This window comes from Massilia sp. H6, from assembly GCF_024802625.1.
Taxonomy (GTDB): domain Bacteria; phylum Pseudomonadota; class Gammaproteobacteria; order Burkholderiales; family Burkholderiaceae_D; genus Telluria.
In genome coordinates this window covers 3,693,219-3,718,899 of record NZ_CP103371.1, presented here as the reverse complement: position 1 = coordinate 3,718,899, position 25,681 = coordinate 3,693,219, and the positions used below count along the sequence as shown (strand labels likewise).

At 62.6% G+C, this 25,681-nt stretch carries 17 protein-coding genes; 6 read left to right on the top strand and 11 right to left on the bottom strand.

From position 1 onward, the window contains the following. Window positions 1–110: 110 nt before the first annotated feature. The 9 genes from NRS07_RS16645 to NRS07_RS16605 all read right to left on the bottom strand — a co-directional run bounded on the left by NRS07_RS16645 (window position 111) and on the right by NRS07_RS16605 (window position 11,429). Window positions 111–3,056: a glycosyltransferase gene (locus NRS07_RS16645; RefSeq protein ID WP_259208918.1), complete on the bottom strand. Its 2,946-nt coding sequence runs from the start codon at window positions 3,054–3,056 to the stop codon at window positions 111–113. A 26-nt stretch (window positions 3,057–3,082) separates the two neighbouring features. Beyond that, a complete protein-coding gene (locus tag NRS07_RS16640) occupies window positions 3,083–4,462 on the bottom strand; it encodes an FkbM family methyltransferase (protein WP_259208916.1) in 1,380 nt (459 codons plus the stop codon). 10 nt (window positions 4,463–4,472) lie between these two features. Further along, entirely contained in the window at window positions 4,473–5,696 is a 1,224-nt protein-coding gene (locus NRS07_RS16635; protein WP_259208914.1) for an ABC transporter ATP-binding protein, read from the bottom strand. After that, window positions 5,696–6,496 (bottom strand): ABC transporter permease, encoded by an 801-nt coding sequence (locus tag NRS07_RS16630; RefSeq protein WP_307729901.1) that lies wholly within the window; start codon window positions 6,494–6,496, stop codon window positions 5,696–5,698. Before NRS07_RS16630 ends, NRS07_RS16635 begins: the two co-directional genes overlap by 1 nt. A 228-nt stretch (window positions 6,497–6,724) precedes the next feature. Continuing rightward, a complete protein-coding gene (locus NRS07_RS16625) occupies window positions 6,725–7,024 on the bottom strand; it encodes a hypothetical protein (protein WP_259208913.1) in 300 nt (99 codons plus the stop codon). A gap of 157 nt (window positions 7,025–7,181) precedes the next feature. Next, window positions 7,182–7,943 (bottom strand): Crp/Fnr family transcriptional regulator, encoded by a 762-nt coding sequence (locus NRS07_RS16620; RefSeq protein ID WP_259208911.1) that lies wholly within the window; start codon window positions 7,941–7,943, stop codon window positions 7,182–7,184. A gap of 16 nt (window positions 7,944–7,959) precedes the next feature. Continuing rightward, window positions 7,960–8,286 carry a hypothetical protein gene (locus NRS07_RS16615; protein ID WP_259213312.1) on the bottom strand — a complete coding sequence of 109 codons (327 nt, stop codon included), beginning with the start codon at window positions 8,284–8,286 and terminating at the stop codon, window positions 7,960–7,962. Between the two features lie 45 nt (window positions 8,287–8,331). Next, window positions 8,332–9,597, bottom strand: coding sequence for a M48 family metallopeptidase (locus NRS07_RS16610; RefSeq protein ID WP_259208910.1), 1,266 nt, complete (start codon window positions 9,595–9,597; stop codon window positions 8,332–8,334). Continuing rightward, window positions 9,594–11,429 carry a CHASE2 domain-containing protein gene (locus NRS07_RS16605; protein WP_259208909.1) on the bottom strand — a complete coding sequence of 612 codons (1,836 nt, stop codon included), beginning with the start codon at window positions 11,427–11,429 and terminating at the stop codon, window positions 9,594–9,596. Before NRS07_RS16605 ends, NRS07_RS16610 begins: the two co-directional genes overlap by 4 nt. Window positions 11,430–11,733: 304 nt before the next feature. Here NRS07_RS16605 and NRS07_RS16600 point away from each other — a divergent pair, with 304 nt between their 5' ends. From NRS07_RS16600 to NRS07_RS16575, 6 genes are all read left to right on the top strand, one after another. Beyond that, window positions 11,734–13,119 (top strand): FecR family protein, encoded by a 1,386-nt coding sequence (locus tag NRS07_RS16600; RefSeq protein WP_259208906.1) that lies wholly within the window; start codon window positions 11,734–11,736, stop codon window positions 13,117–13,119. Between the two features lie 364 nt (window positions 13,120–13,483). After that, window positions 13,484–15,418: a DUF4214 domain-containing protein gene (locus tag NRS07_RS16595; RefSeq protein ID WP_259208903.1), complete on the top strand. Its 1,935-nt coding sequence runs from the start codon at window positions 13,484–13,486 to the stop codon at window positions 15,416–15,418. Between the two features lie 238 nt (window positions 15,419–15,656). After that, window positions 15,657–17,459 carry a type I secretion system permease/ATPase gene (locus tag NRS07_RS16590; protein WP_259208901.1) on the top strand — a complete coding sequence of 601 codons (1,803 nt, stop codon included), beginning with the start codon at window positions 15,657–15,659 and terminating at the stop codon, window positions 17,457–17,459. Next, entirely contained in the window at window positions 17,459–18,811 is a 1,353-nt protein-coding gene (locus tag NRS07_RS16585) for an HlyD family type I secretion periplasmic adaptor subunit (protein ID WP_259208898.1), read from the top strand. The genes NRS07_RS16590 and NRS07_RS16585 overlap by 1 nt, the downstream gene beginning before the upstream one ends. A gap of 13 nt (window positions 18,812–18,824) precedes the next feature. Further along, window positions 18,825–20,168 (top strand): TolC family outer membrane protein, encoded by a 1,344-nt coding sequence (locus tag NRS07_RS16580; protein ID WP_259208895.1) that lies wholly within the window; start codon window positions 18,825–18,827, stop codon window positions 20,166–20,168. A gap of 168 nt (window positions 20,169–20,336) precedes the next feature. Continuing rightward, the gene (locus NRS07_RS16575; protein WP_259208894.1) at window positions 20,337–20,918 is read left to right on the top strand and encodes a DUF4214 domain-containing protein; all 582 of its coding nucleotides are present in this window, start codon (window positions 20,337–20,339) and stop codon (window positions 20,916–20,918) included. A 125-nt stretch (window positions 20,919–21,043) separates the two neighbouring features. On the opposite strand, the gene NRS07_RS16570 is transcribed toward NRS07_RS16575, so the two are convergent. Together NRS07_RS16570 and NRS07_RS16565 are read right to left on the bottom strand one after the other, a co-directional pair. Then, the gene (locus tag NRS07_RS16570) at window positions 21,044–24,535 is read right to left on the bottom strand and encodes an Ig-like domain-containing protein (protein ID WP_259208893.1); all 3,492 of its coding nucleotides are present in this window, start codon (window positions 24,533–24,535) and stop codon (window positions 21,044–21,046) included. A 149-nt stretch (window positions 24,536–24,684) separates the two neighbouring features. After that, window positions 24,685–25,575 (bottom strand): sulfurtransferase, encoded by an 891-nt coding sequence (locus NRS07_RS16565; RefSeq protein ID WP_259208892.1) that lies wholly within the window; start codon window positions 25,573–25,575, stop codon window positions 24,685–24,687. Window positions 25,576–25,681: the final 106 nt, after the last annotated feature.

Genomic DNA, 25,681 nt, shown 5'->3' with positions numbered 1-25,681 from the left:
CTGGCGGCTGGATTTGCGCCAGCCTCGCTGCTCGCCACATTGGCTTGCCCGACGGCTGCCTGCCACCGCGGTCGGTGACGTGCGGCTGCCACAGCTTGCCAGCAATGCGTTCAAGCAAGGCGGTCCTCCGTTCCCGGTAGCGTGCGGTACCACTGCTGGCCCACCAGGGCATCGAGTGCCTGCTTCGCGCTGCCATCCCAGGTCAGCCACGGCATGCCGACCGACTGCGGCGTCTTTCTGGCTTGCTGCAGCCCCAGCCAGGCGCTGACTGCACTGGCCAGGTCCTGCGGGTCCAGTCCGTCGAAATAGAAAGCGTGCTCGCCCGCCACTTCGCGAAATACTGGCAGGCTGCGCGCCAGGATCGGGATGCCTTTCTGGGCCGCCTCGATCAGCGGCAGGCCGAAGCCTTCGCCTTCCGACGGCGCCAGCAGGGCGGCCGAGCCGTCGTACAGCTTGAGCAGCATCTCGTCCGAGATCCCCGGCAGCCAGAACAGGCGCCTGGATTTTTCCGGATGCGCGTCCATGCGCTCGCACAGCTTTTCCATCATCCAGCCCTGCTTGCCGACTACCACGAGGTTGACGTCCTCGCCGCGTTGCCACAGCAGTTCGAAGGCGGCCAGCGCCTGGGTATGGCCCTTGCGCGGCTCTACGGTGCCCACCATCAGGAAGCTTGGGCGCTCGCCCAGCGCGGCCAGTACATGGTCGGCATCGGGCGGCAGGCCGAAGCTCGGGGCGCTGGCATTGATGTCGGCGCCGAGGTGGAAGTGGCCGAGCTGCAAGGGTGTGCGACGTTGCAGGCCCTGGCGCTCGATCCAGTCGCCCAGTTCGTCGGCCACCGCGCGCGAGATGCACAGCACCCCGTCCGAGACCTTGTGCACGGTGCGCAGGAATTCGCCAAAATATTGCTCTGCACCGAAAGGAAACACATCCGGGCGCAACATCGGCAGGATGTCGAACACCACGAAATAGATGCCCACGCCGCGGTCGCGCATCGACAGCAGCAGGTTCTCGTTCTGCGAAGTGCCGGTGGTGAACAAATCGAGGCCGAAGAACAGGTCGCCGGGGTGCAGGTCCACGGGCGCGTCTTCCAGTGCCAGCTCGGTCTCGCCCACCAGACTCAGTCCGAAACGGCGCGCGTACAGGTAGCTGCGGTTGCCCCCGGTGGAATACACCGGCTCGATCCGGAAACCGGCCGGCGGGTCGGCGATCAGCGCCAGCAGGATGCTGCGTACCACGCGCTGGATGCCGGTCTTGAGATCGGACTGCACCACGGCCGAAACATCGACCAGCAGCTGGCGCGGCTGCGCAGGGGCGCGGTTGAACGCGATCGCGGCCGCCAGCTGCTGCAATTCCTGCGTCGGGCACAGGGGGGCCACGGCAGTTACCAGGTCCTGGTAGGCAACCGGCTCGCCGCGGTGGGCGAAGCCCTCGATGGCGTCGCGGTACAGGGCGCCGACATGGGCCGGCGCATGGTGTTCGGCCATGTGCGCGCGCGCACGGGCGCCCAGGCGGCTGCGCAGTGCTGGGTCGCCGCGCAGCCGGGCCAGTGCCTCGGCCAGTTGGCCGACCGCGAATTCGTCGGGCAGCTTGAGCAGCAGCGTATCAGGCAGCGAGGCGGTCGAGCCGTGCGCGTTGACCACCGTCGGCAGCCCATACAGCAAGCAGTCGAGCACCGCCGCCGACGTCTCGCCCCGGGTTGACGAGCGCAGCTGTACCGCGGCGTCGGCTGCATCCAGGTAATGCGCGTAAACCGCGGCATCGACGAAGCCCGTGATGCGGATCCGTCCGGCGGCCGGGCTGGCCAGGATCTGCTCGCGCAGTTGCGCGCCATACGGGCCCGGATCGTTCTCGCCCACGAACACCAGGTGGCAGTCGGGGTCGAGCGCCAGCGGCGAGGCCAGGAAGGCTTCCAGCAGCTCCGCGTTGAGCTTGGTGCGCCCGAGCATGCCGAACGTGGCGACCACGAAGGCCTTCTCGTCCAGCCCCAGGCGCTCACGCGCATGACTGCGCGCGGCAGCCGGCCCCTGCTGCGCCATGGCGCCCTCCGGCCTGCCGCGCAGCAGCGCAATGGTGCGCCAGGTGTCGGCCGCGCCGGGGCCGTACCACTGCACTGCCAGTTCGCGCGAAAAATCGGAATGGACGATCACGCCCAGGGCATTATCGAGCACGCCCTTGTTGAGCGGGTATTTCCAGATCGACGGATTACGGCCTTCGCGGCGGTGGCCGAGCACGCCGGTGTAGCCGTGCGATTCGTACAGCGCCTGCAGAAAGCCCTTGTCCAGGTATTGCTCGCGCTCGAGGTTGTCGAGCACGCCGGACAGGTAGAAGTCGTGCAGCACCACGATGCCGGGTACCTCGCGCACCAGTTCGAACATGTGCTTGTGTGCGTGCGAGTTGCCGAAGTGGTAGAGCACGTGGTCGAACTCGTGCGCGTGCTCGCGCAGCCAGCCGGCGTCGCGCAGCGGCAAGCCGGCCAGGCGCGGGTCGGTGACCTGTTGCTGGTCCTGCTCCACCACCAGCTCGATGTCATAGTAATGCGCCAGTTGCGGCACCAGTTCGGCGCTGTAGTCGGCGATGCCGGATTTTTCCGGCGGCAGCGGCGACACGTAGGCCAGCCGCGGGCGCGCGGCCTGGTGCTGGATTGGTGCCTGTTCTCCGGCGCTGGCGTCGAGCGCGGCCAGCAGCGCGTCGATATCGACCCCGCGGCATTCGGTCTCGAGTACCGGGCAGGGCAGCGGGGCCGCCGCGGGCGTCGCGGCGCCGTGCCTGCGCAGCGCACGTACCGGCACCAGCACTACATCGGGCCGCAGGCCGGCCAGCGCATGCCGGCGCACCAGCGCGCGCACGCGCCCGCCCGCCGGCAGGTCGAAGGCGCGCACCCGCTCGCGCGGCAGCAGGCCGCTGGCGCGCAGGGTCTGCAGGCTGACCGGATCGAGCAGTGGCAGGGCGAGATGCACCTCGCGCGCGCCGGCGCGGCGCAGCAGTTCTTGCGTCAATGCCAGCGCGGCGGAGTCCACGCGGCCGTGGTGTTCAAGCAGGTCGATAACGATGCGCATAGTCCAGTATCTTTTCAGTAGCTCAGTTAGCCTTGGCGGCCGGTAAGGCGGCGCCGAGCCCGCTGCAGGTCCGACAGCACCATCCGCACCGAGGCCGGCACCGGGCGCAACTCGTCGGGAACGGGCTTGACGCCTTCCGGCAACGGCTCGGGCGGCAACTGCTTGATCGCGGCCAGTATCACCTGCACGCGCAGGCCCAGGCGCGGGAAACGCAGCAGCACCGGGAGCACGAGGCGCCGCAGCGCCTCGACGCGGGACAGGCGTGCGACCACGCGCCGCCCCAGGTCGGGCCGGCGCAGCGTGCGGACGGCCAGGCCGGCCGCGCGCAGCGGCCAGGTGAGCTTCCACGAAGTGCTGTTGTGGACAGCGATCACCGTCGCTTCAAGGCTCTTGGCCCATGCCAGCAGCTTTTCGGCGTTCGCCTGTTCCGCGGCCACGGCCTGCTGCAGGGCGGTGATGCTGGCGTCGGCGTGCATTTTTTCCTGGGCCAGGTGTTCGGCACGCGCCCAGGCGGCGTCGAGCTGGTCTTTCAGTTCGTCCGCGCGCGCGCTGGCGTCGTCGAAGCAATGCCGGTGGTACGCCACTTCTTCGTGCAGCGCCAGGGCCACCCGCGCCGCTTCCTGCGCGGCGCTCTCGGCGCGCTGGCCGATGTCCGCGGCATGCTGCTCGGAGTCGCGCAGTGCGCGCGTGAGGTCCTTCGACGAGGTCCACGCCTTGTCGAGGTGATGCGAAATAAAGTCGTCGAAGACATTCGGCTGGACGCCAAAGTGCGCCATCAGCTCGGCATGTTCATCGGCCACGTAATAGCGGTTCAGGCCATCGAACCAGGCATAGCGGTAGCGCTGGCCGGTTACCAGGTGTTCCCAGGTGTGGTGGTTGGTGGCCCGGCTGTTCGGCAGCGTCGCCTCGATCACCAGCACCCATGGCCGCCAGCGCGCGAAGTCCATCCCGCGCAGCACGTCGCCCTCGAACCCTTCGACGTCGATCTTCAAGAAGTGGATGTCGCCCTGGACATGCTCTTCGCACACCGAGGCCAGGGTACGCACCGGCACTTTCAGCTCGGCGACCTGGTGGCCTTCGGCGCGGTGCAGTTCGGCCACCGACTGTTCGGGCGAGGCCCAGCCGCGCACGGCCGGCACGTCGTAGAGCACCAGCTCGCCATTCGTGCTGCCTGCCGCTACCGCCAGGTTGACGTCACGCGGCCTGGCATCCAGGAAAGCCTGGTGGAAGGCGGGCAGGGGCTCGATGCTGATGCCGCGCCATCCGGCGTCGTAGAAGGCCTTGGTGACCGAGTGCTCGACCGGGTCGTTGGCGCCGACGTCGATGTAGAAGCCATTCTTGACGTGGCCGAGCGCGCGCCACAGCAGCACATCCTCGGAATTCTGGGCGTAGGAAATTAAACTCATGGACGTAGGATCATGTGCGGTGGATGTCGATGGCCGGGTCGAGCCAGGCCGAACCCTCGAAGTGCGGGCGGCGCATGTTCATCACGGTGAAGACCAGGGCCAGGTCGCGCCACTCGTAGTTGTTCACCAGGTGGGTCTCGGTACTGACGATCGCGGTCGCGACCGAATAGGTGCCGGGCCCGAGGTTCATCGGGAAGGCGAAACGGTAAATCACTTCTTCGCCGGCCTGGACACTGTCCAGCGCCATGCCCTTGAGATGGGTATTGGTGCCGTACATCGGCTGGCCGAGACGGTCCTTGATCATGTAGCCGAGTACCATGCGCGGAATCGGTGCATTGGCCCGCACCCGTACTTCCAGCGTCACGGCCGCGCCCACGTCCACCACCTCGACCCGTGCGCCGGTGTCATCGAACAGGGCGATGTCGCCGACCGTGGCTTCGCCGGTGCCCGAGATGGTCTGGACCTTGCCGCCCTGGGCTTCGTGCAGGCGCACGGTCTCGTTTTCGCGCTCGGCGATCATGGCGTTGTAGTAGTCCATGATCTCTTCCGGCCGGCCTTCCTTGGCCAGCCAGCCGCCGTCGAGCAGGATGGCGCGGTCGCACACCGACTGAATCGCCTGCTTGTCGTGCGAGACCAGCAGCAGGGTAGTGCCCTCCTTGCGGAATTGGCGGATGCGATCGAAGCTCTTGTGCTGGAAATAGGCGTCGCCCACCGACAGCGCTTCGTCGACGATCAGGATGTCCGGGCGCTGCGCGGTGGCCACCGAGAACGCCACCCGCATCTGCATGCCGCTCGAGTAGACGCGCACCGGCTGGTCCATGTACTCGCCGATGCCGGCGAAGTCTTCGATCTGCGGCATCAGCGCGCTGATCTCGGGGACCGTCATGCCCAGCAGTTGCCCGGCCATGTAGACGTTCTGGCGGCCGGTAAAATCGGGATGGAAGCCCATGCCCAGTTCCAGCAAGGCGGCCACGCGGCCCTGCATCTGCACCGTCCCGGTGGTCGGCTGGGTGGTGCCGGTGATGAGCTTGAGCAGGGTGCTCTTGCCGGCGCCGTTGATGCCGATCAGGCCGACGGCTTCGCCGGGCGCGACCTGGAAGCTGATATCGTTGAGCACCCATTTGAGCTTGTGGCGCGGGCCGCGCAGCGGCAGCAGCCACTCGCCCAGCCGCGACCAGCGTGTCGGGTACTGCTTGTAGGCCTTGCCCAGCTTGGAGACGACGATGCTGCCCATCAGAGTTCATCCACCATTTCGCCCGAGCGCTTGCGGAACAGGCGCATGCCAAGGATGCACAGCAACAGCGCCATCAGTGCCGCAGGGATCAGCGAATTCCAGTCTGGCAGGGCGCCTTCGACCAGGATCGCCTGGTGCGCCTGCACCACTGCGGCCATCGGGTTATAGACCAGTACCGGGCGCACTTCTTCGGGCAGGATGCTGGCCGGGTAGACGATCGGCGTGAGCCAGAACCAGAACTGCATCGCGATCGTCACGAACTGGCCGACGTCGCGGAAGAACACGTTCAGGACGCCACTGACCATGCCCAGTCCGATGGCTAGCAGGATCTGCAGCACCAGTACCGGAATAATGGCGAAAAACACCGCCCCCGGAAAGTGGCCGGACACGAGTAGGAAGACGACGAACAGACCGAAGATAATGCCGAAGTTGACCAGTGCATTGAGCACCACGATGAGCGGCAGGCAGATGCGTGGGAAGCTGATCTTCTTGATCAGATTGGCCTGCTCCAAAAACATGTTCTGGCCGCGTGCAACAATCTCGGCAAACAATCCCCAGGTCAGGATGCCGGCGCACAGGTAGATCGAATAGGCGACCCCGGAATCGTTGCCGGGCAGCTTGGCTCGCATGACCTCGGAAAAGATCACGGTGTAGACAAGAATCATCGCGAGCGGGCTCAGCACGGACCAGACGGCACCGAGCATGGCGTTGACGTATTTCGACTGGAATTCGCGCTTGACGCTGCCCAGCACGAAACCGCGGTAGGCCCACAGGCCGCGCAGCATCAGGGGCGAGATCATGAGGCGGCCCGTGCTGGCAGCGCCCCGGTCGGGTGCGTCAGGGTGTTGGTCATGTGGAATGGCTGAGCCGGATGAGCCCGAAATTATACTTCATCCAACAGCCGGCCCGTTGTTACAGGTGTAACATCTTGTCTTGGTTCAATAAGCAGTGCCAGGAAAAGGCTTCGCTGGTGTTTAACCGTGTGTTGGGCAAGTTCGACGAAGGCTTGTATCGTCGAAACGTAAACCTCAACTACCCATATCGGTAAAACCCCCTACCGCCAGCTCCGCCCACAGCCACAGGAAAGCCAGCGCAATCACTCCACACGCCGTCGCGCGCTGTGTCGCTGTCTTGAGCTTGCGCGACGCAAACATGAATGCCAGCCCGGTCACCATCAGCACAATGCCTGCGGCCACAAAATCTGACCCGGTCCAGTCGACTTCGCGCGTGAACTGCATCGCCACCAGCGGAATCATCAGAATGGTGCCGGTCAGCGCCACCACGTACGAGATGCTTTTGCCGAGACTGCTGCCGGTCGGGATGCTCATGGTGGTTCTCCGAGGGGACAGAAAGATCAAGCCGGCAGGGTGCCAGGCATGGCAGAAATGTATCACGGGGCTGGAGGCGCCGCACCCTGTCCAATGCAACCAAGGCTGGGCTTGGCGCTGCCCGTTCCCCGTCGGGCCTAGAGCCAGGAGCGCAACCTCAGGTTCCCTGCACCAACCTCTGCAACGCCCCCGGATCCAGGATGATCAAGCGGTGTGCCTCCTTCTGCGCCACCCCCTGCTGCACCAGCGTCAACAAGGCCCGGGTGACGGTTTCGCGGCTCGTATTGATCATGTTGGCAATGTCTTGGTGGGTTGGCAGGTTTTCGATCACGCGGGTGCCGTCGGGGCCGTCGATCTGCTGCATCAGGGCGATATAGGTAAAGATGCGGCGCGTCGTATTGTTAATACTGAGCAGGGCGCGGAATTCCGAATCGCGCTGGATCTTTTGCGCCAGGTGGCCCAGCATCTTGCGCGCCACCGAGGGCGAATGCGAGAACAGGTGCAGCGCCACGGCGGCCGGCAAAAAGGCGACCAGCACTTCGGTAGTTGCTACCACCGAGGCCGAACGGGTCGAATCGTTGATCAGGGCGATCTCGCCGAAGAAGTCGCCGGCCGATAGCATGCGCAAGCCGACCGAGCGTCCGTCTTCGGTCACGTCGACCACCTGCAGCTGGCCCGACAGCAAGAACAGCAAACCGTCACCGCTACCGCCCTTGTGCAGCACCACTGAACGTTTCGGGTAATGCCGGTAGCGCAGCTCGCCCTTGACCTGAAGAATTTCCTCGTCGGCCAGGTCGGACAACAGAGGTATCTTGCGCAGGTTGACCTGGATCTGCTGTTTTTGCAGCTCGGGCGCAGCCGGCTGCGCAGACTGCTCGGCCGGATCGCGCTGCTGGGATAATTTGGCGGAAGAACTCATCGATGGATCGGTCTCGTCAAAAATGCCCGAGGGCGAAGGCGGGAAGGGCGACGACGGCGATGCCGGCGGCATTCGCGGCCAGGTCGCGCCAGCAAAAGCGGCGCTCCGGCACCAGTTGCTGCAGGCATTCGACCAGCCAGCCACCCACCAGCAGGCCGCCCAGCCACCAGGCGATTTCGGCCTGTCCCCGGGCGATCCGCAGTGCCAGTACGGTCAGCACTGCAAATGCGGCAAAATGCAGGAACTTATCGTTGGGCAGGGGCGGAAGCCAGCGATTGGGAACCAGACAACCGGCACCCAGCACGGTTGCGGCGCAGACAAACATCCATACTTCCGGCGCCATCGGCAAGCCTTCGTGATTGTTAACCCGGCGATTGTACCGCCTGGGTCACGGGTACTGCCATTGCCAGCTCAGCTGCAGTTGCCGGTTATTGTACTGAAAGATGCTGATGTTCTCGCGGTTACGGACCATGCGTCCCTCCAGCGCAACAGTCTGGTTCCGGGCGAACTGATAAGTGAGCACCGCGCGCAGCACCTGCGTGCGCTGGGCGCGCACCTGGTCGATCAGCAGTTCCGGCGAATAAGGAGTGGCGCTGTCCCATTGCTGGCGGGTCCATGACAGTTCGCCGCGGACGTCCTGGGCGAGTGGTCGGCGCAGCGACACGGTCAGGTAGTTGCCATGGCGATTGCCGCCTGGGCGAGCGCCGCGGGCGCGGTCGTCGAGCAGGCCCACGGTGGCGCTGGCAGCCAGCGTTCCCGCCTGGTGGGCCAGCAGCGCGCGCGCTTCGAACAGGTCGGAATCGAAAGAACGCAGGGTCAGGTACCTGGTGTGGGTGGCGCTGGCTGTCAGGTAGAACTGGGTACGCGCCGGCAGCGGCAGCGGCGGGGCCACCCGAACCTGGGCCTGGGCCTGCTTCTGGTAGAGCTGCCCGCCCATCGTCGTCAAGCCCAGCGAGCCGGTGGTGCGCAGGGTCCAGGCGCCGAAGCGCCAGGGCGATTCGATGCCACCATACAGCGCGCCGGTGTCATACGTGCGCATGCTGTCGTAGCGGCGCTGCTGTAGCTGCAGGAATCCGAGGCTGCCATTGGCCCCGGCCGCGCGCACATAGTCGGCGCCGACACTCGTATAGCCGTCGCGCTTGGGCAAAAAGTCTTCCAGCAGCGGCAATGCGATGTCGCCGTCCGAGCCGGTGACGATGAAGGTCGAGTTGCTGGCGCCCTGGTTGACGTTGTCGTCCAAGCCGCGGCCCACATTCACGCTGGCCGAACTGGCCGGGGCCGCCGGCCTGCAGCCGGAGTCGCGTGCTTCACCGATCAGTTCGAGGATCTCGCGCGTAGGCGAGAAACGCGTCTCGACATTGGCGAACAGGCGCTCGGCTTCCTCGGCGTTGCCCAGGCCGCACTGGATCAGCGCCAGGTCGAGCCAGGCGCCGGCGTGCTCGGGTTCCTGCACGATGAGGCGCGACAGCGCGCTCGATGCGTCGGTCTTGCGGCCTTCGGCCAGCGACTGCAAGGCTTCCTGGTAGAGCACCTGCTGGCGTGCGCCCGCGCCGGCAGGTGGTGGGGTATCGACGCCGATGTCCTGGGCCGGCGCCAGCGCCGGCGCCCAGGCCAGCATGCTGGCGAGAAGATGGATGCAAACGCGAGGCTTCATGCGAGCGGTCCCGTGTCGGCCGCCGCCGCTGGCGTGGCTGGTGGGTTCGTGTTGGTGTCGAGAGTATACAAAGGCGTTGGTTTTTCTTTACCGCGCAGCAGTTGCTCGCCCAGGGCGAGGAAGCGGTGCCGGCGCGCTCGTTCGACGGCGCCGGGGCCGATAATGACGTTGTGGGGAAAATCGCGGGCGACCTGTTCGAGCCGGGCCGCGGTGTTGACGCTGTCGCCCACCGCAGTATAAATGCTGCGGAAGGAAGTGCCAAAATCTCCGGCCATCGCGATGCCGCTTTCGATGCCGATCCGTACCCGCAGCGGCTGGTAGCCGGCGCGTTCGCGCTGGCGGCTGAGGTTTGCCACGCGGCGCGTGATGGCGCGCGCGGCGTCGAGCGCCAGGTCGGCGTGCTCATCCAGCGGTAGGGGCGCGCCCCAGAAGGCCATCATGCCGTCGCCGGTGTACTTGTCGAGCGTTCCCTGGTGGTCGATCACCGGTCCAGTCAGGCAATCAAGGAAGTCGCGCGTGAGCTGCGCCGCCTCGGCCACCGGCAGCGTCTCGACCTGGCCGGTATAGCCTTCCATGTCGGCCACCAGCGTGGTGACGTCGCGCTGGCGCGGGCGTAGCGGGTCTTCCTCTTGGCTGCGCAGCAGTTCCTCGACCACGGCCGGTGCTACGTACTGGCGCAAGGTCTGCAGCAGGTGGCGCGAACGGCCCTGTGCCATCTGCCACTGATAGGGCACGGCCACAGCCAGCAAGAATAAATTGGTCGCCAGCGGTCCGACCGGCGCGAAGTCCGGGTCGTGACTGCTCGCTACATAGGCCAGCCCCAGCCACAGAGCCGAGCTGGCAGCGAGCAGGCCGACGCTGGCGGCGGCCGACAGGCGTGGAAACAGCAGCATGCAGCCGGCTACCGATACCAGCGCAAAGAGTGACGCCAGGGCGCGTGCCGGCCAAGGCGCGGGGGTGCTGCCTGCCTGGCGGTCGAGCAGGGCCGACAGGATGGTTGCCTGCACGCCCAAGCCGGGACGACTCGCCGCCAGCGGCGTGGCCACGCGGTCGGCCATGCCCAGCGAGGATGAGCCCACCATTACCAGGCGTCCACTGGCGCTGCTCGGTGCGATGCGTTGGGCCAGGATGTCGGCAGCGCTCACCACGGTATAGGCTGACCAGTCGCGCCGGTACGGCACCCGCATCAAGCCGGTGTCTTCGAGCGCCAGCGGCCCCTTGCCTGCGCAGCAGTTGACCAGTGCCAGCGCCAACGCTGGATAATGACGGCCCTCGAATGCGGTGACCAGCGGCACCCGGCGCAGTGCGCCATCGGGATCGGGGATGAAGCCGATGGCACCGATGTGGGTCGCTTCGGCCAGCGCCGGGTAGTTGCCGACATAGCCGCTGGCAGGGATGCCGCCCCGGTAGGCAGGGGTGGCGCCGCCGAGGCGCCCGTCGCGCAGTTGCTGCGGCCGGGTGCCCGCAACGTCGAAGTCGAACGCCTGGGCCGGCACCACCGGGCCGTGCCGGGCCAGCAGCGCCAGGCGCAGGTCTCCCGGCAAGTCGCTGGCGGACGGCAGCACGATATCGAGCGCGACGCCGCGTGCGCCATAAGTGGTTAGCAAGATTTCCACCAGGTGGGCGAGGCGCTCGCGCGGCCAGGGCCATGGACCCAGTTCGCTCAGCGAGGCTTCGTCGATGTCCACCACCAGAATGCGCGGTTCTGGCGCGCTACTAGCTTGCATGCGCAGGAACATATCGCGCATGCGTTCGTTGGCCAGGAACAACAGATCGGAATGGGTCGTTGCGACTGCGCGCGCAACCGCATGGGATTCGTTGCTTTTAAACAACAGTTGCGCCAGGGTTCCATATTGTGACCACAGGGTCAGCAGGAATGCCAGCGTAGCAATGACCCAGCGTCCGCGGAGTCGGGCTTGTGATCTTGGTTCAGCCACGCGCAGCAGTGTACAGGCGTACTTCCGGTTAAAAGATCAGTGAGTATAGCGTGCATAGTTGCTGCTGCGCATTGGCTTGATTGAATTACGACGAAATGTAATAGTTCAAGACGAGCCGAGCCTTTCCGATAAAATGTGACAGACGTCACAGATCCGCAGTTCGCCAGCGCGGTACATTGGAAGGAAAAGGGGAGGCATCTTGCAAAAATTACTACTGACTGCACTGCTAGTCTGCGCGGCGCATGCGGCCCATGCGGCCGATGCTGGCAAGATTATCTTCGTCGCCGGCACTGCCAGGGCGGGCGAGGTTACCGCGCGCGAAGGCGCTTCGGTGCAAGAGGGCCAGATGCTCAGTACCGGCGGCGATGGATTCATCTATGTAAAGACGATCGATAGCGGCCTGTTCATTCTGCGTCCGAATACCAGGGCGCGGATTGTCACCTACCGCATCGACCAGAAGAACCCGGCCAATACCCGCATCAAGCTCGAACTGCTCAGCGGCGTTGCGCGCAGCAAGTCGGGCGAGGCGGTGAAGCTGGCGCGCCAGAATTTCCGTTTCAATACCCCGGTGGCGGCAATCGGCGTGCGCGGCACCGACTTTACTGTATTCACCGATGACGATACCTCGCGCGTGGCCGTGATTTCCGGCGGCGTGGTGGTCAGCGGCTTTACGGGCGCCTGCCGTCCGGAGGGCGGCGGGCCCTGCGAGGGCGCGGCTAGCCGCGAGCTCAGCGCAGCTCAGCGCGGCCGCCTGGTGCAGGTGCGGCGCGGCCAGGCAGCGCCGCAGCTCATGGAGAGCAGCCCCTTGTCGCCAGATCAGGTCTCGCCGCCGCGCGGCGACGAGCCGCTGGTCAAGAACGGTATCGGCGCGGTGTCGGCGCAAGCGAGCGTTGGTGTCGAGGCTATGAAGAATTCGGGTTTGAACTCAGCTATTGAAAAACTGGCCACGGCCAATCCCGTGCCGATCCCGGCACCCATGCCTGGAGTTGAATCGCCGGTAATCAGTCCGCCTGTGCTTACGCCACCGGTAGTCGAAGTTCCACCTGTGATTGACGTGGCGCCTGTCTTGCCGGAGCGGACTGCGATTTGGGGGCGCTGGCAGCCTGCGATGAACCGGTATGCCAGCATTGACCTGTCAGAAGAGCGCAAGAGGAATGAACTATTAGCGCTGTCTGGATACTTCGCGCTATTTCGCTCGCCCGGAAAAGATTATGTGGCGCCAAATAATGGGTCGGTTGGTTTTTCCTTGCGCGGCAGTGAAGCGATCGTGACCACGGAATACGGCTTTGGTAATGTAGTGGCCGCGCCTGCTACTTTGTCCAACGGCATCCTGACGGTTGATTTTGGCGAGCGCAGCTTCACGACGCGGATGGATGTGACCACCGCAAGCGATGTCGTGCGTGTAGGCGCCGACGGTATCGTAAAAGGGGATGGCCGCATGTATGGCAATGCATCGGAGGGGCGCCATGGGGTGCTCAACGTGCAAGGCATCCTGACAAACGAGCGTGGCGGCTCTGCCGCCTATATTTTCGATGGACGCCTGGACGATAAGCGAACCGTCAATGGTGCTGCAACCTGGCGTTGACGTTTTTAAATCGTCTCCATTAAAAAAACCCGGTGATGCCGGGTTTTTTTTCATAAGACGTTCTCTATTGATTCATTTGGTTTTTATTATCAAGAATGTTACTAAATGTAAGGTGATTGTCTTTTATATACGGCTTAATACTTGCCTTGGTTTTAACAAATTTATTCATGGCAGGTAATTTGCAGCGTATTCGGCTATTTTTTTTCAAATTCGCTAAAACTTTCTTAAATTTGTGATGGTCATCACATCTCAAGGGGCGGGCTGTCTGGCATGATTCGGCTCGTTGGGCTTACAGGTGTGCATCTGCACTCTTGCAATAACTGATTCAACATTCGATCGATCGATCTTTCTTTTGGAGCATTACATGGCAATCGTCAATACCCACGTCGAAGCAGTTCAGAAACTGTACGTCGCTTACTTCAACCGTCCAGCTGACCACGCTGGCCTGGATTACTGGACCAATGTCGTCGCAGCCCAAAACGGTTCGACCACGGCCGTGTCGGCCGCTTTCGCTGCCGAAGCAGAATACAAGACCGCCTTCGCTGGCATGACCAATGCGCAAGTCGTGAACCAGGTGTACCTGAACCTGTTCGGTCGTGCTGCTGAAGCCGCTGGCCAAGCCTACTGGGCTGACCTGATGGCATCGGGCTCGATCACCATCGACAAAGTCGTCGCCGAGATCGCTAAAGGCGCACTGACCACCGACGCTGAAGCCTACGAGAACAAGGTTTCGGGCGCAACCGCCTTCACCGCACAACTCGACACCAAGGCTGAGCAAGACGGCTATCGCGGCGCTGCTGCGAACACCGCTGCCAAGGCATTCATCACCAGCATCACCACCGATGCATCGCTGACCGTCGCTGTCGCTCCTATCGCTCTGGCTAACACCGTCAGCAAGGTTGTCGCTGCCGGCACCCCGTTCACCGTCGTCGGCGCCCTGCAAGCCCTGGAAGTCGCTACCGATGCCAAGGCTGCATTCCTGGTCACCGCTGACGGCGATGGCAAGGCAAGCACCAGCACCACCGACGCCTTGCTCAATGCAGCCGTCGTCACCAAGGAAGCCGAGCTGGTGAAACTGCTGGGCACCCCAGCAGCTGGCGACGCTGTGGAAACCACCTACACCGACGGTTCGCCAGCGGTGAAAGCAGCTCTGATCGCTGACCAGATTACTGCCAATGCCAAGGCACTGACCGACGCACAAGCTGCTGTGACCGAGGCTTCTGCTGAAGTCGCTAAAGTTGCTGGCCTGCAAAGCGCCGTGAGCACTGCTGCAGCTGCCAAGACCGCAGAAACTACTGCCCTTGCAAACCAGAAGCTTGCTGTAGCTGATCTCGCTGGCAAAATGGCTGTCTACAACAGCACCAACGGCACTGCACTGACCCCTGCTCCTGATGGCACTGTTACCGGTCTGATCCAACTGGTCGATGGTAAGCTCACCTTGGTAAGCGGAGTGACCGAAGCCAAGAACCCTGGCGTTACCGCGTTGCTGAACTCGTCGATCGCCCTGGAAGCTGCTGATGCTGCGGTCATCAAGGCACAAACTGCTGCTGTCGCTACCCAGAACACCGTCGACTACCTCGACACCAGCGCTGCTGAAAAGGCAGAACTGGAAGTCATTGGTTCCAAGATTACTTCCGTCGCTGCAGGTGGTATCCCGTCGGAAGCCCAGATTGCCGAGCAACTGGCGATCTACAAATCTACGGATATGGCTAAATTCGACGAGCTCAAAGGTCTGGTCGATGCGTTCTACGCTCAGACTGCAGAAGAAAACCCGCTGAGCCTGGCGTTGTCGAACGCTGAAGCTGCTGCCAAGACTGCTGCAACCAACATCGAGAACTTCACCAAGGCGCAAGCTGCACTGGTGAAAGCCCAGGACCTGGTCACCCAGGCCAAGGCTCTGGATGCAACCGTTGCCGCAGCAACCAAGGTGTTTGCTGATAACAACTTCACCATCAACAACCTGAATGACGCGACCGAATTCGGTTCGTCGAAGTCGGACATCTTCATCGCTGGCGAGACCGACTCGAGCATTGAGCTGTTCAACCTGCAGGGTTCGGACTCGGTGTTCATCGGTTCGGACTTCACGCTCAACCGTGGCGCCCTGAGCACCGGCGACGACGCTGTCCTGGAAGCCTTCGTGCGCCAGGTGGGTTCGGACACCGTGATCTCGCTGGAAACCTCGAAGTTCGGTTCGAGCGCAGCAACCGCTGAAGTCGTCGTCATCACCCTGGTCGGTATCGATGCAACCACCATCCAGCTGAACAACGGCATCATCACTTCGGTCGCTCCGACCGTCTAAGTAAGCTGCCTGGGCAACCAGGCTCATTACTGAAGTAAGCAACCCCGCCTTTGCGAGAAGGCGGGGTTGTTTGTTTTGGTGCGTCCAAGCCACAGTGAAGTTACTCTTGTAGCAATTAAATGTGACGTGCATCACAAAATTTATGCATTTTTCGGTCATAATATGCGACGATACTATTTCCTGTAAGAAGTGCCCTGAGAAGTCATTACCGCGCGCGTGAGCGCCACCTACCCCATCCATGACCAAATTCTTAGATCCAAAAACCGAAATCGGACGCGCGTTGCTGGCGTTCAAGCGCACCTTCTGGACCATTGGCGTGTTCAGCGCCATCATCAACCTGATGATGCTGGTGCCTTCGCTCTATATGCTGCAGGTCTACGACCGGGTGCTGGCCAGCCGCAACGAGATCACGCTGCTGATGCTGACCTTGCTGATGCTGGGGGCCTATCTGTTCATGGGCGGCCTGGAAGTGATTCGCTCGTTTATCCTGGTGCGGGTGGGGGCGCGTTTCGACATGATGCTCAACAAGCGCGTCTACACCGCATCGTTCGAGCAGAACCTGAAGCAGGCTGGCGGTAATGCCGGCCAGACCCTGAGCGACCTCACCAACCTGCGCCAGTTCCTGACCGGGAATGCCCTGTTCGCCTTCTTTGATGCACCCTGGTTTCCGATCTACCTGTTCGTCATCTTCATGTTTGAGCCATCGTTGGGCTTGTTCGCCTTGTGCGGCACCATCGTGCTGGTGATCCTTGCCTATGTGAACGAGCGCGTGACCAAGCATCCGCTGTCCGAAGCCAACACCATGGCGGTATCGGCAAGCTCCCTGGCCACCAACAACCTGCGCAATGCGGAGGTGATCGAGTCGATGGGCATGTTGCCCAACCTCATGGGTCGCTGGTTCAAGCTGCACGGCAAGTTCCTGAACTTGCAAGCCGATGCCAGCCAGAAGGCGGGCACCATTGGCGCGGCCACCAAGTTCGTCCAGACTGCGCTGCAGTCCCTGGTGCTCGGCTTTGGCGCCTTGCTGGTGCTGGAAAACAGGATTACGCCCGGCATGATGATTGCTGCATCGATCCTGGTTGGACGTACCCTGGCGCCGGTGCAGCAGGTCATCGGCGTCTGGAAGAGCTGGTCCAGCACCCGCAGCGCATTCGATCGCCTGACCAAGCTTCTGGAAACTAATCCCGCGCGCCCGGCCGGCATGGCCTTGCCGGCCCCGCAAGGTCATCTGGTACTGGAAGGGGTGACCGCCTCGCCACCCGGCATGCGCAACCCCGTGGTTCGTAATGTCTCGTTCGGCGTCAATCCGGGCGACGTGCTGGGCGTAATTGGCCCTAGCGGCTCCGGCAAGTCGACGCTGGCGCGCCTGCTGGTCGGTGTCTGGCCTGCCATGATGGGCAAGGTTCGCCTGGATGGCGCCGACATCTACAGCTGGAACAAGGCCGAGCTCGGCCCTTACATGGGTTACCTGCCGCAGGATATCGAACTGTTCAGTGGCACCGTGAGCGAGAACATTGCCCGTTTCGGCGAGGTCGATGCGGACAAGGTGGTGCAGGCGGCCAAGCGCGCCGGCGTGCACGACATGATCCTGCATTTGCCGGAAGGCTACGACACTCGCCTGGGCGACGGCGGCGCCGGCCTGTCCGGCGGCCAGAAGCAGCGCCTTGGCCTGGCACGCGCAATGTACGGTGACCCATCCCTGATCGTGCTCGACGAGCCCAATTCCAACCTCGATGATGCCGGCGAAGCCGCGCTTACCGCGGCAGTCAACGACCTGCGCCAGCGCGGCAAGACCATCATCCTGATTACCCATCGTCCGAGTGCGATTGGTATCACCACCAAGCTGCTCTTGATGCGCGAGGGCGCCGTCCACATGTTCGGCCCGACCGACAAGGTGCTGGCGGCGCTACAGGAAGCCAATGCCAAGGCACTTCAGGCAGCCCAGGTCCACGCGGCCCAGGCCGCCCAGGCGGCAGCGGCGGGCCAGGCCCAGCAAGAGCAGGCCAAAGAGGCGCCGGTGACTAGCGGAGAAACCAAATAATGAAGCTGTTGAAAAGTGAAGCGACTGACGTCATCGCCCATGACGCCACACCGCTCGAAGTCAATACCGATTCCAGCGCATACAGCCGGTTCGGCTGGATCATCGTACTGTTCGGCGTCGGCGGCTTTTTGCTGTGGGCGCTGCTGGCGCCGCTGGATAAAGGCGTGCCGCTCAGTGGCACCGTGGCCAAGGAATCGAACCGCCAGGCGGTCCAGCACCAATCGGGCGGTACGGTGCAGGAGCTGCTGGTACGCAATGGCGACGTGGTCAAGGCTGGCCAGGTGCTGGTGCGCATGAATTCGGTAATGGCGCAGTCTGGCGTCCAGGCAACCGAGAGCCAGTACCTGTCAGCGCTGGCTGCCGAAGCCCGCCTGATGGCCGAACGCGACGGCCGCAAGCAGATCACTTTCCCCGCCGAGCTCGAGAAGCGCCGTGGCGAGCCGCAGGTGGCGGACCTGATCAGCCTGCAGAATGCCTTGCTGTCGTCGCGCCAGCTGTCGTTGCAAAGCGAATTGGGTGCCCTTGACGAAAGCGTTGCCGGCCTGAAGCTGCAGATTCGCGGCCTGGAAGAGTCGCGCAACAGCAAGAAGGAACAGGTGAGCTTTTTGAAAGAGCAGCTGGGCGGCATGCGCGACCTGGCCAAGGAAGGTTATGTTGCACGCAACCGCTTGCTCGACCTGGAGCGCACCTACGCGCAATTGGGCGGCGAAATCTCTGAAGACATCGGCAACATCGGCCGTTCCCAGCGCCAGGTGACGGAGTTGGTATTGCGTAAGTCGCAGCGTATCCAGGATTACCAGAAAGAAGTGCGCTCCCAGTTGTCCGACGTCCAGCGCGAGACCCAGGGGCAGGGTGCGCGCCTGCAGGCGCAGAACTTCGAGCTTTCCAACGTTGAAGTCAAGTCGCCGGTCGACGGGACTGTTGTGAACCTGGCAGTGTTCACCAATGGCGGCGTGGTCGCCCCCGGCTTCAAGATGATGGACATCGTGCCGACCAACGACGCGCTGGTGGTCGAAGGCCAGCTGCCAACCAATCTGGTGGACAAGGTACACGCAGGATTGAAAGTCGAGCTGATGTTCTCGGCGTTCAATACCAATCGTACACCGCATATCGAAGGTGAAGTCGTCAGCGTCGCGGCCGACCGCAATGTCGAAGAGCGCACCGGGATGCCGTATTACGTGGTGCATGTGAAAGTAACGCAGGCGGGCGCCAAGAAGATTGCCGAGAACAAGATGGACATCCGTCCCGGCATGCCGGTGGAGCTGTTCGTCAAGACCGGCGAGCGCACGATGATGAATTACCTGCTCAAGCCGCTGGTGGACCGTGCCCAGTCGTCGATGAGCGAGGATTGATATGCGCGCAACCATGAAAACCCGTGCAGGCGGTACGTCGCTGCGTGCCGCGGCGTTGGCCGTCTTGCTCGCGGCCGCCGGTAGCGCCGGGGCGGTGACGCTGCAGCAGGCCTATGACGCGGCGATCAGGCACGATCCTTCTTTCCGGATGCGCTTCTACGAGCACGAGGCGGGCAAGGAAAACCGCATCCTCGGTCGTGCCCAGCTGCTTCCGCAAGTAGGAGGCAGCTTCTCGTATGGCAAGAACGTGGCCGACCAGGAATCCGTGGACCAGTTCGGCAGACCCCGGATCAGCCATCCACGCTATACCAGCCGCTCCGCCGTGGTGCAGTTGCGTCAGCCTTTGTTCAACATGGAAGCCATTGCGCGCTATCGCCAGGGCAAGGTGCAGACCGAGCAGGCTGAACAAGCTTATGAGGCAGGTATCGACGAGGTGTCGGTGCGGGTGGTCAGCACTTACCTCGACGTGCTGTTTGCTCAGGACCAGCTGGCGCTGGCCCGGGTCCAGCGCGATGCTTTCCTGGAAAGCCAGAAGGTCAACCAGCGCCTGTTCGAAAAAGGCGAGGGGACCAAGACCGACATGCTTGAAACCCAGGCCCGGCTTGAACTGGCCGAAGCGCAGCTCATCGAATCCCAGGACAACTTGACTGCCGCCCGCAATACGCTGGAAGGGGTAATCGGCATGGATCCAGGCGAGCTGGACCGATTGGGAAATGATTTTCGGCCGGCCGAGCTGACCCCTGCGTCGTTCGAGGACTGGCGCAAGCTGGCTCTGGAACGTAACAACCTGCTGGCCGCATCCCGGCTGGCGGTCGAGAATGCCCGCCTGGACATTAGCCGTAACCGCGCGGGACACTACCCGCGGGTGGACTTCGTCGGGGTCTATAGCAAGAACGACAGCGAATCGCTCACCAATCTGAACCAGGAAAATACCAACCGCCAGCTCGGCCTGCAGGTAAACATCCCGATCTATCAAGGCGGAGCGATCAATGCCACAACCCGTCAGGCTGCCGCGAGCTATGGACGCGCGCAGGCAGAGCTGGACGTGCGCACCAACGACGTCCTGCTTGAGCTGCGCCAGGCCCATAGCCTGGTAACGAGCAGCGCGCGCAAGATCGACGCCTTGAGCAAGGCGGTCGAGTCGGGCAAGCTGTTAATGACGGCCACCGAGAAATCGATCAAGGGGGGCGTACGCATCAACCTCGATTTGCTCAATGCGCAACAACAGCTGTTCACCAGCCAGCGTGACCTGGCCCAGGCTCGTTATGTCTATTTGGTAGGATTGCTGCGCCTGCGCGCAGCAGCAGGCACCTTGACCTCGGATTCTGTACGCGAAATCGCAGCGTATTTTCGTTGAGGTCTGACAAACACCGCACCGCCGGTGTTTGTTCTTTCTTAAACTTTAAAAATCTCTATATGTTAGTAAATCCACTTAAAGCGTATTAACTTCGCTCTAAGTGGTGTTCTGCGCCGCTTTTTTTCGGCTTGCGCTACGATCGACGCTCCCAACCTGACGGAGCGCGACATGGCAACCGATTTGCAAACCGCTGCAGTACAGAAACTGTACATCTCCTATTTCAGCCGCCCGGCCGATGCCGCGGGGCTAGACTACTGGAAGGGCGCCCTTGCCGCCAATCCCGACGCCGGTCATGACATGGCGCGCCAATTTTCGCTTTCGCAAGAATACCGCGACATGTACACCGGCCTCGATGCCCGAGCCATGGTGACCGCCACCTACGACAAGCTGTTCGGACGAGCAGCGGAAATGGCAGGTGTCGATTACTGGGCTGGCCTGCTCGAGACCAGCCAGGTCTCGATCGACAACATGGTCACCCGGATCGCCGACGGCGCCCAGGGTAACGACAAGATCGCCTTCCGGGCACGCTGGGAAGCCGCAGCGGTGTTTACCGAGCGACTCGATCTGCCCGAGGAAAAGTCGGCTTATAGCGGGGTAGCGGCCAACAAGATTGCCAGCGACTGGATCGCCACCATTAAAGACCTGCAGACCGGTGCCATGGCCCAGGACGTTGGCGTGGTCGACGGCGTGATCGCGCAGATAGTCGGCGCTGGCACCACCGGGCTGGATACGACCGGAATATTCAATTGAAAAAAAACGCGGACGTTGCGTCCGCGTTTGATGAAATATTATTTCAAAATTTTCAATCAATTGAAATAATATTTCATTGTTGTTTCCACTCCTGGCACCGCCCGGATGCCCGGATTGCTGATGCGTTAGAAGAAGAAGTTCATCTGCGCGTCAGTGACTTTTTGCCCGACAAATTCAGTCGAGATGGTAATGAACTGATCGGCGACTTGTTCCAGGCTCATGCCAGCCTGCATCGAGCCTACCCAATACGCCAGCCCGGCGTCGTCGGCATTACGGTTGAACAGGGTTTGGTAGAGCAAGTTGATGTCATGCGCAGCACTGCCATTGAACACCGCCAGCTTGCCGGAGGCTTCGCCACTCTTGATCATCTCGACAGCGATCGTGCCAAGTGTGAGACCGCGCTGCGCTGCAGTCGACCAGAATTCGATTCCTGCCAGATCTGCCTGACGGCCCAGGATGTTGCCATAAAGGGCGGCGACGGTCGACACTGTGACACCGGTGCTGACAGCCAGTTCGGTATCGGCAAACTTGATCGTTTCGACGTTGATCAGTTTGACGCTATTCTTGTTGCCGTTGAGTTCAGTGACTACCGTATGGGCATTGAATTTCTCGATCCGGTAGTCCGTGCGCACGCCGCTGAAGCCCACCACATCGGAGCCCTGGCCGCCATGGACGATGTCGTTGCTCGGGATGATACTCGGTACAGACGAAGACAGCATCTGGATCGCGTCGTTGCCACCGCCGGAATATACCGAACTCTGGCCGCCGGAGATCGTAAACTGTTGTGCCGCAGAGTCGCCCACGAGCATTTGCCCGGCCGTCGAGGCGACGATGTTGGCATTGCCGATGATGGTGGAGTAATCGACGCTCTTCAACTCGATCGTGTTACCTGCGCCCAGGTTTTGTGCATCGATGACCAGGGCGGTGCGCTCGGTGGTGCTACTGGTGCCAGTGATGGTCAAGTTCGAAACAGTCGTTGGCGACGATTCCGGCGTAATCTGCTGTACCACCAGCGTGGTTTCGCCTGGCAGCGATTTGATGAAGTCGCTTCCGCTCTCCCAGAGGTAACTCTGATCGGGTAGTGGCATTTTCGTTAGCGTCAGGATCTTCCCGATCGTGTCATCCGAATACGTGCTGACACGATTGCTGGGGCCGCCGACCGCGGTCAGGCCGATGCCGTTGCCAACTTCCACCCGCAGCGTGTCGGTGGCGCCGGAGCGAGCCAGCACGATGTCGGCGGCGTCTGGTCTGCCGCTGCTATCGTTCCGTCCGAGGGTGATCACTGGCACCGTAACCTTGGTGCCGAAGCTGCCATCGGCCAGGATGGTTGGGCGGCTCTCGACTGCAACGCCGTCGACCAGGGGAGGCGGCGCTGGCTGGGTCGGGGTGCTTGGCGGTGCCGGCGGTGCCGGTGGGGGCGGGGCCGGTGGTGCCGGCGGCGGTGGTGCCGCCGGCGGCACCTCGATCGTCAGGTTCAGCGCTGCGCTGGCGGCCGAGACGTTGCCTGCAAGGTCAGTACTCTTGTAGCTCAGCGCATGGGCGCCAACGGCCAGCGTGCTGGCGGTGATGCTCCAATCGCCAGTTTCGCTAGCGGTGGCAGTGCCGAGCACGGTGATGCCATTGCTGTCGTACAAAGTTACCAGTGCACCCTCTTCGGCAGTACCGGTCAGCACGGGACGCGACACCGTGGTGATGCCGTCGCCAGGCGCGCCGCTATCGCTCTCGGCAGCCAGCAGTGGCGCGGCGCCCGCTTCGGGCGCGATCGTATCGATCGTCACGCTCAAGCCAGGGCTGGGGGCCGAGACATTGCCGGCAGCATCGACCTGGCGCACCGTCAGCGTGTGGGTACCTTCCTCTAGCATGCTGCTGGAGATGGTCCAGTGGCCCTCGGCGTCGGCCAGCGTGGTGCCGAGCAGGGTCGTGCCGTCGGTATCGTACAGATTGACGGTGACGTTGGCTTCACCGGTGCCGCTCAGGCGCGGCGTGGTCATGCTGGTAATGGCATCGCTGTTGGAGATGCCGCTGTCGTCGCTGTTCACCAGTGTGAATGAAGCGGGTGCGGTTGGGGCGGTATGGTCGAGGTTGACGCTGTCGCCTGCCGTGAAGCCGCCGGCGAGGGCAATGCCGCTCGCATTCTGGATGCCGGTGCCGTTGGCGTTCAGATCCAGGCGCACGGTGCCGTCGCCGGCGAGGCCATTGACCGTGACGGTGTAACTGTTGCCGCTGCCAAACATTGAGCCCACCGTGCCGGACGCGGTGCCGGTCGTGGTCAAGGAAAAGTCGCCGACATTGACGCCGCTAACTTCCTGGTCGAACGTGACGATGTACGAGACGCTGGTCGCGTTGGTCGGGGCAGTGGCCGCGTCGATGAGATCGATCGAGATGACGGTCGGCGCCGAGACCACGTTCAGGGACAGTTCCTGGAACGCGGCATTGCCGGCGCTATCGGTGGCCGTGACGTAAAAGCGGTAAGTGCCGCTAGCGAGGTCTTGCGCAGCCATCAGCGTGTCGCCGTCGATCGTGAACTTCGCATTGTCGGCATCGTTGCTGCCATTGCCGCCGGCGAAAGCAAAAGTGACATTGTTGGCGTCGCTCGCCAGCAGCGAAGCGACGAAGGCGCCGCTGGTGGCACTAGAGGCAGGCACACTGCTGCGGTCCAGTGCGGTGCTGACGGGCGCGTTGGTATCAAGGCGATAGGCAAAGGCTGTCGATGCCGACGATACATTGCCTGCAACATCGGTCTGGATCGCCGTGACACTGTACTGGCCGTCACTCAAGGCGCTGGAAGTGACGCTCCAGTTGCCGCTGCCGTCGGCGGTGGTGCTGCCGAGCAGGGTGTTGCTGTTGGCGTAAAGCATCACGCTGGCGTTGGCTTCGGCCAGGCCGGTAAAGGTCGGCGTCGCCACATTGGTGATGCCGTCGCCGGGCGTGCCGCTGTCGCTGGCCAGGGCCAGGGCCGGCGCGCCGGGGGCCGCCACCGAAGTGTCGATGGTCAGCGCCAGGCCGGTGCTGAGCGCCGAAGTCTGGTTGCCGGCGTCAGTTTGCGTCACGCGCAGGCTATGGCTGCCAGCGCCGAGCACGCTGCTGGTAATGCTCCAGCTACCTGCGCCGTCGGCGGTGGTCGTTCCCAGCAGGGTAGTGCCATCGGTGTCGTAGAGCTTGATCGTGGCATTCGCGGCAGCCGTGCCGGTCACGACCGGCGTAGTCACATTGGTGATGCCGTCGCCAGCGGCGCCGCTGTCGCTGGCAGGAGCCAGCGTTGGGGTGTCGAGGGTAGTTGGGGCAGGGCGTGTGGTGATGAGCGTGTCCTCAGACAGGGTCGCAACGTCCGCGCCGTCCGCACCCTGGAGGGCATTGATGTCGTCGCCGCCGGTGGGGTCCTGGTAAACAACTTCGATAAACTCACCCGATGGCAGGTTGCCAGCGAAAGACAGCTTGACGGTCCCAGCCATTGCATCGATGCTGATTGCCGTGATTGGCAATTCGCCCAGATTCGTGGCGAGAAAAAAATCCTGCGGCCCGGGAGGGTGGGCGGCATCAAGCGGCGCGTTAAAAGTCAGAACGACAAAATTATCGCCAGCATACGCAGTGAAGCTTGTCAAAATCGGTGAGGTCACGCCTACTCCTGAAAAACTGTGAAAAAGGAGAAGTATTCGTGATGCGAACCAATAAGAAAACGCCAATCGTTGCTATACGGGGAAATAACCGACAAGCGTTGTAATTTCCCGACGGAAATTACATTCATATAATAATTTTCTGAGGCCGACTAGCCTGCTGCACTGTCCCGGGCAACGCCAGCGGCACCGGCATGGCTATCCGCACCCACACAATGCGGACACGAAACTTCGTACACATATGCTGGCGACAATTGCTGGCGTGGCGTGACGACGGCCCGGCAGGCAAAGCACTGCACGGTTTCAGTCGGTTCCAGTTTCGGGTTGAGTGCGGTGCGGTAGTCGAACACGAAGCAGTCGCCGGTGTAATGGTCGCCGCCGACTTCCTCGAAATATTTCAAGATGCCGCCATCTAACTGGTATACGCGCTCGTAGCCGATTTCCTTCATGTGGATCGCGGCCTTCTCGCAGCGGATACCGCCGGTGCAGAAGGTCACGACCGTCTTGCCGGCCAGCTCGTCCTTGTGCGCGGCCGCCACTTCGGGAAATTCGGTGAACTTGTCGATGCGGTAGTCGAGCGTATTGGTAAAGGTGCCAACGTCCACCTCGAACGCGTTGCGGGTTTCCATCATCACGACTGGCACGCCTTCGTCGTCATGGCCCGCATCGAGCCAGCGCTTGAGCGTCTTCGGGTCGACCGAGGGCGCGCGGCCGAGTTCCGGCTTGATCAGCGGCATGCGCATGGTGATGATCTCTTGCTTGATCTTCACCAGCATGCGCTTGTGCGACTGCTCGGCAGAAAAACTTTCTTTCCACTCGAGATCATGCAGGCGGGCGTCGCTGCGCACCCAGGCCAGGTAGTCGTCGATATGCGCGCGCGTGCCCGAGACGAACATATTGATGCCTTCCGGTGTCAGCAGGACAGTGCCCTTCAGTCCGAGCTCGTTGCACAGGGCCTGGTACTGCGGGCGCAGGTCTTCCAGCTTGTCGAGGGTGACGAACTTGTAGGCGGCGATATTAACGAAATGGGCTGCGGAGGACATGGCGGACGGGCTGGACGGAACAGGCCGATATTATAAGCCAGCCGCGGGCTGGCGCGCTGCTTGCCGATGGGGAATTGTGCGAAATTGGCTTTACAATACGCAGTTT

Bases quoted from the DNA above. Each gene is read 5' to 3' on its own strand.
- NRS07_RS16645 (WP_259208918.1), bottom strand. From the start codon at position 3,056: ATGCGCATCGTTATCGACCTGCTTGAACACCACGGCCGCGTGGACTCC.
- NRS07_RS16640 (WP_259208916.1), bottom strand. From the start codon at position 4,462: ATGAGTTTAATTTCCTACGCCCAGAATTCCGAGGATGTGCTGCTGTGG.
- NRS07_RS16635 (WP_259208914.1), bottom strand. From the start codon at position 5,696: ATGGGCAGCATCGTCGTCTCCAAGCTGGGCAAGGCCTACAAGCAGTAC.
- NRS07_RS16630 (WP_307729901.1), bottom strand. From the start codon at position 6,496: ATGATCTCGCCCCTGATGCTGCGCGGCCTGTGGGCCTACCGCGGTTTC.
- NRS07_RS16625 (WP_259208913.1), bottom strand. From the start codon at position 7,024: ATGAGCATCCCGACCGGCAGCAGTCTCGGCAAAAGCATCTCGTACGTG.
- NRS07_RS16620 (WP_259208911.1), bottom strand. From the start codon at position 7,943: ATGAGTTCTTCCGCCAAATTATCCCAGCAGCGCGATCCGGCCGAGCAG.
- NRS07_RS16615 (WP_259213312.1), bottom strand. From the start codon at position 8,286: ATGGCGCCGGAAGTATGGATGTTTGTCTGCGCCGCAACCGTGCTGGGT.
- NRS07_RS16610 (WP_259208910.1), bottom strand. From the start codon at position 9,597: ATGAAGCCTCGCGTTTGCATCCATCTTCTCGCCAGCATGCTGGCCTGG.
- NRS07_RS16595 (WP_259208903.1), top strand. From the start codon at position 13,484: ATGGCAATCGTCAATACCCACGTCGAAGCAGTTCAGAAACTGTACGTC.
- NRS07_RS16590 (WP_259208901.1), top strand. From the start codon at position 15,657: ATGACCAAATTCTTAGATCCAAAAACCGAAATCGGACGCGCGTTGCTG.
- NRS07_RS16585 (WP_259208898.1), top strand. From the start codon at position 17,459: ATGAAGCTGTTGAAAAGTGAAGCGACTGACGTCATCGCCCATGACGCC.
- NRS07_RS16580 (WP_259208895.1), top strand. From the start codon at position 18,825: ATGAAAACCCGTGCAGGCGGTACGTCGCTGCGTGCCGCGGCGTTGGCC.
- NRS07_RS16575 (WP_259208894.1), top strand. From the start codon at position 20,337: ATGGCAACCGATTTGCAAACCGCTGCAGTACAGAAACTGTACATCTCC.
- NRS07_RS16565 (WP_259208892.1), bottom strand. From the start codon at position 25,575: ATGTCCTCCGCAGCCCATTTCGTTAATATCGCCGCCTACAAGTTCGTC.